Below are 7,027 nucleotides of genomic sequence, written 5' to 3'. Positions count from 1 at the left end.
TGGTCAGGGAATCGGGGTCTGGACGCTCGGCGCCACCGTCAATGGGGTAGGCGGGTGCGGTCTTGTCCTCAGTGCTAGGCATGGCCGTCTCGCCGCGTGGGACGCGCTGGTTGTGCTCCCGACACACGTGTGGGATGCGCGTGCGGCAACCGAAGCCAACGCGTGGCCGAGGCGGTCTCGTGGTTGCTGTCGGTCGGCATTGCGGGAGCGCAACACGTCACGTGGATTCGACGGTCGGGTCTCAGCGGGTCGTACCGGCGCGCGCAAGACGCGCCGCCACGGCCACCGACGCGGTCGTCCGGGTGACCTGACCGCCGTGTGGTGACGCCCCGACTCCCGGGGGCGCCGTGCCAGTCCATCGGCGCCTGAAGCACGCACGGAGCGCGCGAGTGTGTGTGATTGTGTTGGTGCATAAACCGGCGGTCCGGACGGGAGCGGCGCCGGCCCTGGGCTCGACGGCGTGTACTCGGTGAGTACGGTGAGCCTAACAGGTCGTCCGGGTGGCGCGACGCTGATCTGAGGCTGCCGGGCGACAGCGTACGGCGGCGCGGCGGCGCGGCGACGCGGGGCTGCGGATACGCCTGGGCCCAAGGCGCATCCGCAGACTGCGAGTCGCGTGTACCGGACCGGAACACGCCCCTGCGTGCTCCGGCTCGACGCGTTGTCGCCTCGGCGTGCCGGGTGTTACTCCCGCTCGACCAGACCCGGCAAGCTCAGGTCCCCCGAGGCGATATCCATGATGTCGACCACACAAAGCAGGGGTGCGTGCACGCTCTGGTTGAGCCGGAGACCGGCGGTGACGCCGTCGAAGGCCGCATCGCTCACGACGTCGATGTTGTCAAACGCCACACGCACCTCGAGCGTGTCTGCGGTGAACGTCGGGTTCCAACCGGGGCTGTCAAGGAGGATGGGCAGACCGGGCCAGGTTCGGGGCAACCGCGGTTGATCTCCCTCGGGGATGTCCACCACACCCAGCGCGCCGGCGCCGCACTGCGCGTTCGGGTGCAGCACGACCCAATGGCTGTGCCAGCTGTTGCCGTCGTTGCCGGTGTCGCCGTCGCCGTTCTCGTCGAACAACGGCGTGTCATCGAAATCCGGGTGAGCGGTGACCGCCAGCGCGAGGATACCGGCGTTCGAGTCGAACCCGACCTGGTCGCTGTTGATGGTGGTTGGCCAGACGTAGGAGTAGACGGTGCTCGAGGCCAGCTCGCCGATGGCGCCGGGCTTGCGGGCTCCGGCCACGCCGGAGACCGCCATGTGAAATACCGCAACCCTGCCCTCGGTCGTGATTCGCGTGTGAACGATGTCGAACGGGGCGAGCGTGTCCGCTTGTGTGGGTGACTGGATGCCGCCGGAGTGCCGTTCGTGTGCGCAGGCGACGGACAGCGTGCCGGCTACGATCAAGCCTGTAAAATACGTGTATCTTGACATCACGCAGACCCCCGTTGGTGCGCTCGCTGCGTCGGGGGCAATGCGGATTCGGGTGCGCCATGGGTTTGGCTTGGCGTGTTGACTTTGGCGGAGTGTGGTTGAGTGTGTACCCGACCAGCGAGTCCGTGGATGCGGTTGGAACCGCTTTTCGTGATCATGACAATGCTCCAAGTGCTGAGATATCGTGTAGTGTGCGCACGGCAGCAACCTAGAGGCTCAGGGGTTGTCTTGAAAGTGGGTACAAAACGGTGCCCTGGGCACATTGCGGTGAATCTTGTTGAAAACAGAACAGAAAAAAACGCCTGCCAAGCGCATCAGTGTGTACCGCAAACTCGAGGACGTTGTGGGATGCAAGTGGTCAACATCCGTGCTCATGTCGATTGCATCCGGCGTCACTCGACCCGGTGCGCTGGAACGAAGCGTCAGCGGTATCTCGAAGAAAATCCTGTCTGAGCGCTTGCGCAAATTGACAGCCTATGGCTTGCTGGAAAAACGCAGTTTCCCGGAGGTGCCTCCGCGAACGGAGTACTCGCTCACGCCCACCGGTCGGAAGCTGATCGATATCATCGAGCAGCTTCAGCGCCTGGACGCAGAACGGCACGTCGATGCGAACGAGTGATACGGTCTGCGTCAGGACCGTGATGCCAATAAAATGCAAGTATGGAGATGAGACTGTGCTGTCAGAGTGCGGCGCCAGCGCCAGCGCCAGCGCCAGCACCCAAACCGTGAGGTGCGAGTGTGAGTGATTTCTCAACCGCGGCCTGGATCAACCCACCGAAAGACAGCGACATCACCGCCACCTCGGTCTCGATCACAACCGAGCCGAACACCGATTTCTGGCAGCGCGCCTACTACGGTTTTCGCAACGACAACGCGCCCGCGCTGCTGACCGAGCGGACCGACAACTTCAGTTTCACGGCGCGAGCGCACTTCGAGTACCGGCGCTTGTTCGACCAGTGCGGAGTGATCCTCTACCTCGACAGTGAAAACTGGTTCAAGGTGTCGATCGAGCACGAGACCGACGCATTCTCGCGCCTTGGCAGCGTCGTGACGAACCGAGGCCACTCGGACTGGGCGTCGAGCGACATCCCGACCCGGCGTGACCTCTGGTACCGCGTGAGCCGGCGCGGCCCGGACTTTCTGGCCGAGTCGTCGGTGGACGGTGAGGCCTTCGTGCAGATGCGCGTGTGTCACCTCCACGCCTTGGGAGAAACCACCGCCGAGATGGGCGCGAGCGACCCGCCGCTTCCGCCAAAGAACAGCGTGCGCGTCGGGGTGTACGCGTGCAGCCCGGGCGACTCCAGCTTCACTGCGACCTTCACGGACCTGCGGTTTGAACCGTGCCGGTGGCGGGCACACCGTGGCTGAGTGCTCGGTCTTCGGGTTTGAGGCAGAGACGCTTTGCCGATCTGGGGAAACCCGCGCTCGCTGCGATGGGGTGTGGTCGCGGTCTCGGAGTCGAGGTGCCGGTGCCTTGGGAACCACCGCGTACACTGTGACTGTGTGGCGCGCCAAGACGCGTACGTACGCTTTGGGGGCCATCAACACGACGGCGAGGTCTGCGGGCCACCGTTCCCATTCTTTATCCGTCGGGGCAGGAACGCAGACGTGAGCGCCATTCGCACAACAGAGCTGGTCGGACCCTCGGTGTGGGACAGCGCCGCCATCCAGACCAATGACGCGTGGGTCCACCGCCTGAACGAAGACGAGATCGCCGAGATCGACGCGGCCCTGCGCGGCCTGGCGGCGTCGGGGAAGGCGTTTCCGAGCTTTGCGCGAGCGGATTTCCCGCTGCCGCGACTCGGCCCGCGGTTGGACGCCATCGCCACCGAGCTCGAGGACGGGCGGGGCTTCGTGCTGCTGCGCGGCCTGCCGATCGAGCGCTACAGCGAGGCGGAAATCAACAGCCTCTACTACGGCCTGGGGCTCAACCTCGGGCAGCCGGTCGGTCAGAACCCGCAGGGCGACCTGATCGGCTGGGTCATGAACGTCGGTGACCCGAACGACAAGACCACGCGGGTGTACCAGACCAACCGCTACCTGCCGTACCACACGGACCCGTCCGATGTGGTTGGGCTGCTGTGCATCCGCAAGGCCAAACAGGGTGGGCTCAGCAGCCTGGTGTCGGTGCACAAGGTCTACAACGCACTGCTGCGGGAGCACCCGGCGTACCTCGGGCTCTTTTACAAGCCGTGGTTCTACGCCCACCTCGGCGAGGACCTGCCGAGCCCGACCCCGCTGTTTGCGCTGCACGAAGGCAAACTCAACTTCCGCTACCTGCGCCAATACATCGAACTCGGGCACGAGGTGCGCGAGCAGCCGCTGTCGCGTGTGGAGGTGGAGGCGCTCGACACCCTCGACAGCATCATCCAGCGCCCCGCGTTGCGCGTGGACATGATGCTCGAGCCGGGCGACATCCAGTTCGCCAACAACCACCTGGTGCTGCACTCGCGGAGCCGTTTCGAGGACGCCGACGCGCTCGAACACCGTCGCAAGCTGTTGCGGCTGTGGCTGAAGATGCCGAACGCCCGTGCACAACCCCCCGAGTTCCCCGGTCGGAACGGGTTCAGCTGACGGGCTCGGCCGCTTCGATGCGGGCCGCTTAGATCCGCATGCGCGGCACATCGTGCGGGTCGAGCTTGAGCTCGATCAGCAGCGGCCCGTTGCGGTTCTCGATCGCCGTGATGGCCAGCTCGAGTTCGTCCAGGCTGCGCACCTGCAGGCCTTGTCCGCCCAGCGCGACCGCGGTGTCGGCGAAGGACGGCCAATGGAAGGTCGAGAGGCTCGGGTCCATCTGGCGGTCGAGAAACTGGATGTGCTCGGCGCCGTAGGCACCGTCGTTGGCGACGATCACGATCAGGTCGAGGTCGAGCCGGACGGCGGTGTTGAACTCGTTGATCGCTCCCATCATGAAGCCGCCGTCGCCGCTGAACAGCACCACCGGCCGATCCGGTGCGGCCACGCAGGCGCCGATGGCTTCCTGCAAGCCCAGACCGATCGAGCCAAAGTCGACGGTGACAACGAAGCTCTGCGGGTCCGGCACGCTGATGCGGCACCAGACTTCGGTCATGAAGCGGCCGCCGTCGGTGGCGAGGATACGGTCGGCTGGCAACGTGGCTTCGAGGCGTTCGAGGGCCGCGACGTAGTTGATGCAGCCCTCGGCGGTCTTCTGTGGCCCGATGGGGTGGGTGGTCAGGGTCTCGGCGTCGAGCTCGTCGGTGAAGCCGCTGGCCGGGACCTCGGCGGCTTCGAGCCAGTAGAGGATCGATTCGGCGGTCAGGGCCGCGTCGGCGACCAGCGCGACATCCGGGTGCAGGCTGCCGCCGATCGCCGTGGCGTCGATGTCGACCTGGACGACGCGCTTGTCTTTCATGAGCTTGCCACGGTCGCTGGTGAAATCGTGCAAGCCCGACCCGAAACAGACGATGCAGTCGGATTTGGCCATCGCGTCGTAGGCCGCCGGTGTTGACAGGGTGCCGAAGATGTCCATGTTGTAGGGGTGGTCGTTGAAGAGGCCCTTCGCTTTCAGCGTGGTCGCAAGCGGGGCTTGCAGCCGGTCGGCCAGCGCGACCAATTGCGTCCTCGCCGATACCGCACCGGCCCCGGCCAGAATCAGCGGGCGGCGGGCGGAGGCGATCATGCCGATCGCCTCGTCGAGGATGTCGCCCTGCGCCACCCCGCCGGGGTCGGTGAACACGCTCATGACACGTTTCTCGTAGGCAACCGTCTCCCACATGAAATCGGCCGGCATGTTCAACACGATCGGTCGCCGCTCGACCTGCGCGCGGTAGAACGCACGCGCCACGTCCATCGCGACGGTGTCAGGCGCGCGCAGTTGGACGAAGCCCGCGCCGCTCGCTTTCACCACCTCGCGTTGGTCGATGCTCTGCATGTGACGTGGGTTGCTGACCGGGGTGTCACCGGCGAGCAACACCATCGGCACCTTGCCGCGGGTGCCTTCAACCAGCGCGGTCAGGCAGTTGGTCAGGGCGGGGCCGTGGGTGACGGTGGCGACCCCCACCTTGCCCGCGACCTGGGTGTAGGCGAGCGCCATGAGCACCGAGCTGCCCTCGTGCGCTGCCGGCACGAAGTGGCCCCCACACTCGCGCACAAAGCTGTCTGCCATGAAGAGGTTGGCGTCGCCCATCAGCCCGAACAGGGTGTCGACCCCGTGGTCGCTGACAGCGCGGGCGATGGCGTGGTGGACATGCAGGTCGGTGGTCACGGTCGAGCTCCGGTTGGCAAGACGACCGTTATAGCCGAAGGACGGCGCGGCGTGTGCGCATCGTGTGCGTCAATTTCTGTTGATATGCGCAATCTGCGCGTAATCAATCGAAACGCGCGTGACAGTGACGAATCCTGACCGATTTATGAGTGGGTTTGAGTGCAACCCACGCTGTGTCAGGGGTCTCGCTCAGTCGAGTGCGATCCATTGTTTGTACGGTTCAGCCACGCTGTCGCAGAGCGCCACGAGCAGGTCACGTGACATGAACGGCCCGGCTGCGGTGCTCTGGGTTGCGACGACCACGCAGTGGCTCGGGTCCGCGCCGATGCGCAGCTCCCGCGTGTTCGGGTCGTGCACGAAGCGTTGCGAGACGGCGTCGTCGACGCAGTCGAGCAGCGCGAACGGGAACACCGGGTCGGCCCGGTCGCGCAGCTGCATGCACTTGCCTTCGAACGGCACCGAGCGCAGGTGCCCGCTGTCGGCGTCGTACGCGAACTGGGTGTCGCTGATGCCGCGCGTCGCGGGCTTGCAGGAGTGTGCGTGCAGGTTCTCGTTGAACCCGCGACCCTTGGTGTCGATGCACCAACCGAGCTTGTCCTGCTCGTCGAGGTTGTCGGCGAGGTAGACGACGGGTGTGCCTGACTGGAGATCCGGCGCGTCGGCGCCGGCCGGCGCGGCGGTAACCGCGGCAAGCACGACGGCAACAAGGTGAGGTGTCATGGGGTGCGGCCTCGGTGTACGTGTTTTCACTAGCGTGACACGTACGCGGTAGAAAGAAAACACGTGGTTGGGGCGAGGCATGGTGTCCGTGGGCAACGTGCGTGATCGCCTTAACCGAACGCTAACCAAGCGAGAACCGCATCTCAACGCGTGCTGCGTAGGGTGCACATCACCGGCTGGTGTTGGCTCCAGCCGTTTGACTCTCTCACACTTGGAATCAGACACATGAAAACCCTCGGAACTGTTGCAGCACTTGCCCTGGCCGCGGCCATGCACTCGACGTCAGCCCTGGCAGTCGATGAGCATTTCATCGGCGACAACGTGGTTGTCGGCGGCTATGACGTGGTGGCGTACCACACCGTTGGCGCCCCGACGCAGGGCTCGGCCGAGTTCGCCACCGTGTATCAGGGCGCTACTTGGCATTTCGCGTCGAAGGAAAACCTCGACATGTTCGAAGCCGATCCGGCCAAGTTCGCGCCGGCCTACGGTGGCTGGTGTGCTGCCGGTGCCAGCAAGGGCAAGAAAGTCCCGACCTTGCCCGAGTTGTTCGCCGTTGTTGACGGCCAGCTCTACCTCAACAGCAGCCCGGCTGCGCACAACAAGCTCTTTCTCGCCGACACCGAGAACGTGATCCGCAAGGGCGAGAAGAAC

The 7,027-nt window shown here is 65.2% G+C and carries 7 protein-coding genes; 4 read left to right on the top strand and 3 right to left on the bottom strand.

All coding sequences use genetic code 11. The features are described 5' to 3' along the window. Positions 1 to 684 precede the first annotated feature (684 nt). A complete protein-coding gene (locus tag AAGA11_22235) occupies positions 685 to 1,431 on the bottom strand; it encodes a hypothetical protein (protein ID MEM9605594.1) in 747 nt (248 codons plus the stop codon). A 277-nt stretch (positions 1,432 to 1,708) separates the two neighbouring features. Between AAGA11_22235 and AAGA11_22230 the strand changes: the two genes are divergently transcribed. The 3 genes from AAGA11_22230 to AAGA11_22220 all read left to right on the top strand — a co-directional run bounded on the left by AAGA11_22230 (position 1,709) and on the right by AAGA11_22220 (position 4,005). Continuing rightward, the gene (locus tag AAGA11_22230; protein MEM9605593.1) at positions 1,709 to 2,050 is read left to right on the top strand and encodes a helix-turn-helix domain-containing protein; all 342 of its coding nucleotides are present in this window, start codon (positions 1,709 to 1,711) and stop codon (positions 2,048 to 2,050) included. A gap of 119 nt (positions 2,051 to 2,169) precedes the next feature. Next, positions 2,170 to 2,799, top strand: a complete 630-nt coding sequence (locus tag AAGA11_22225) for a DUF1349 domain-containing protein (GenBank protein ID MEM9605592.1) — start codon at positions 2,170 to 2,172, stop codon at positions 2,797 to 2,799. A gap of 240 nt (positions 2,800 to 3,039) precedes the next feature. Next, on the top strand, positions 3,040 to 4,005 hold the full coding sequence (locus AAGA11_22220) for a TauD/TfdA family dioxygenase (GenBank protein MEM9605591.1): 966 nt from the start codon (positions 3,040 to 3,042) through the stop codon (positions 4,003 to 4,005). 28 nt (positions 4,006 to 4,033) lie between these two features. Here AAGA11_22220 and AAGA11_22215 read toward each other — a convergent pair whose 3' ends face one another. Then, positions 4,034 to 5,656: a thiamine pyrophosphate-binding protein gene (locus AAGA11_22215; protein MEM9605590.1), complete on the bottom strand. Its 1,623-nt coding sequence runs from the start codon at positions 5,654 to 5,656 to the stop codon at positions 4,034 to 4,036. A gap of 189 nt (positions 5,657 to 5,845) precedes the next feature. Beyond that, on the bottom strand, positions 5,846 to 6,376 hold the full coding sequence (locus tag AAGA11_22210) for a hypothetical protein (GenBank protein ID MEM9605589.1): 531 nt from the start codon (positions 6,374 to 6,376) through the stop codon (positions 5,846 to 5,848). A 225-nt stretch (positions 6,377 to 6,601) separates the two neighbouring features. On the opposite strand from AAGA11_22210, the gene AAGA11_22205 reads away from it, so the two are divergent. Further along, positions 6,602 to 7,027, top strand: a 426-nt coding sequence (locus AAGA11_22205; GenBank protein MEM9605588.1) for a YHS domain-containing (seleno)protein, incomplete at its 3' end; no start/stop codon positions are given.

This window comes from Pseudomonadota bacterium (assembly GCA_039196715.1).
Classification (GTDB): domain Bacteria; phylum Pseudomonadota; class Gammaproteobacteria; order CALCKW01; family CALCKW01; genus CALCKW01.
Note: the sequence above shows the minus strand (reverse complement) of the source record. Positions and strands in the feature narration are given on the sequence as shown.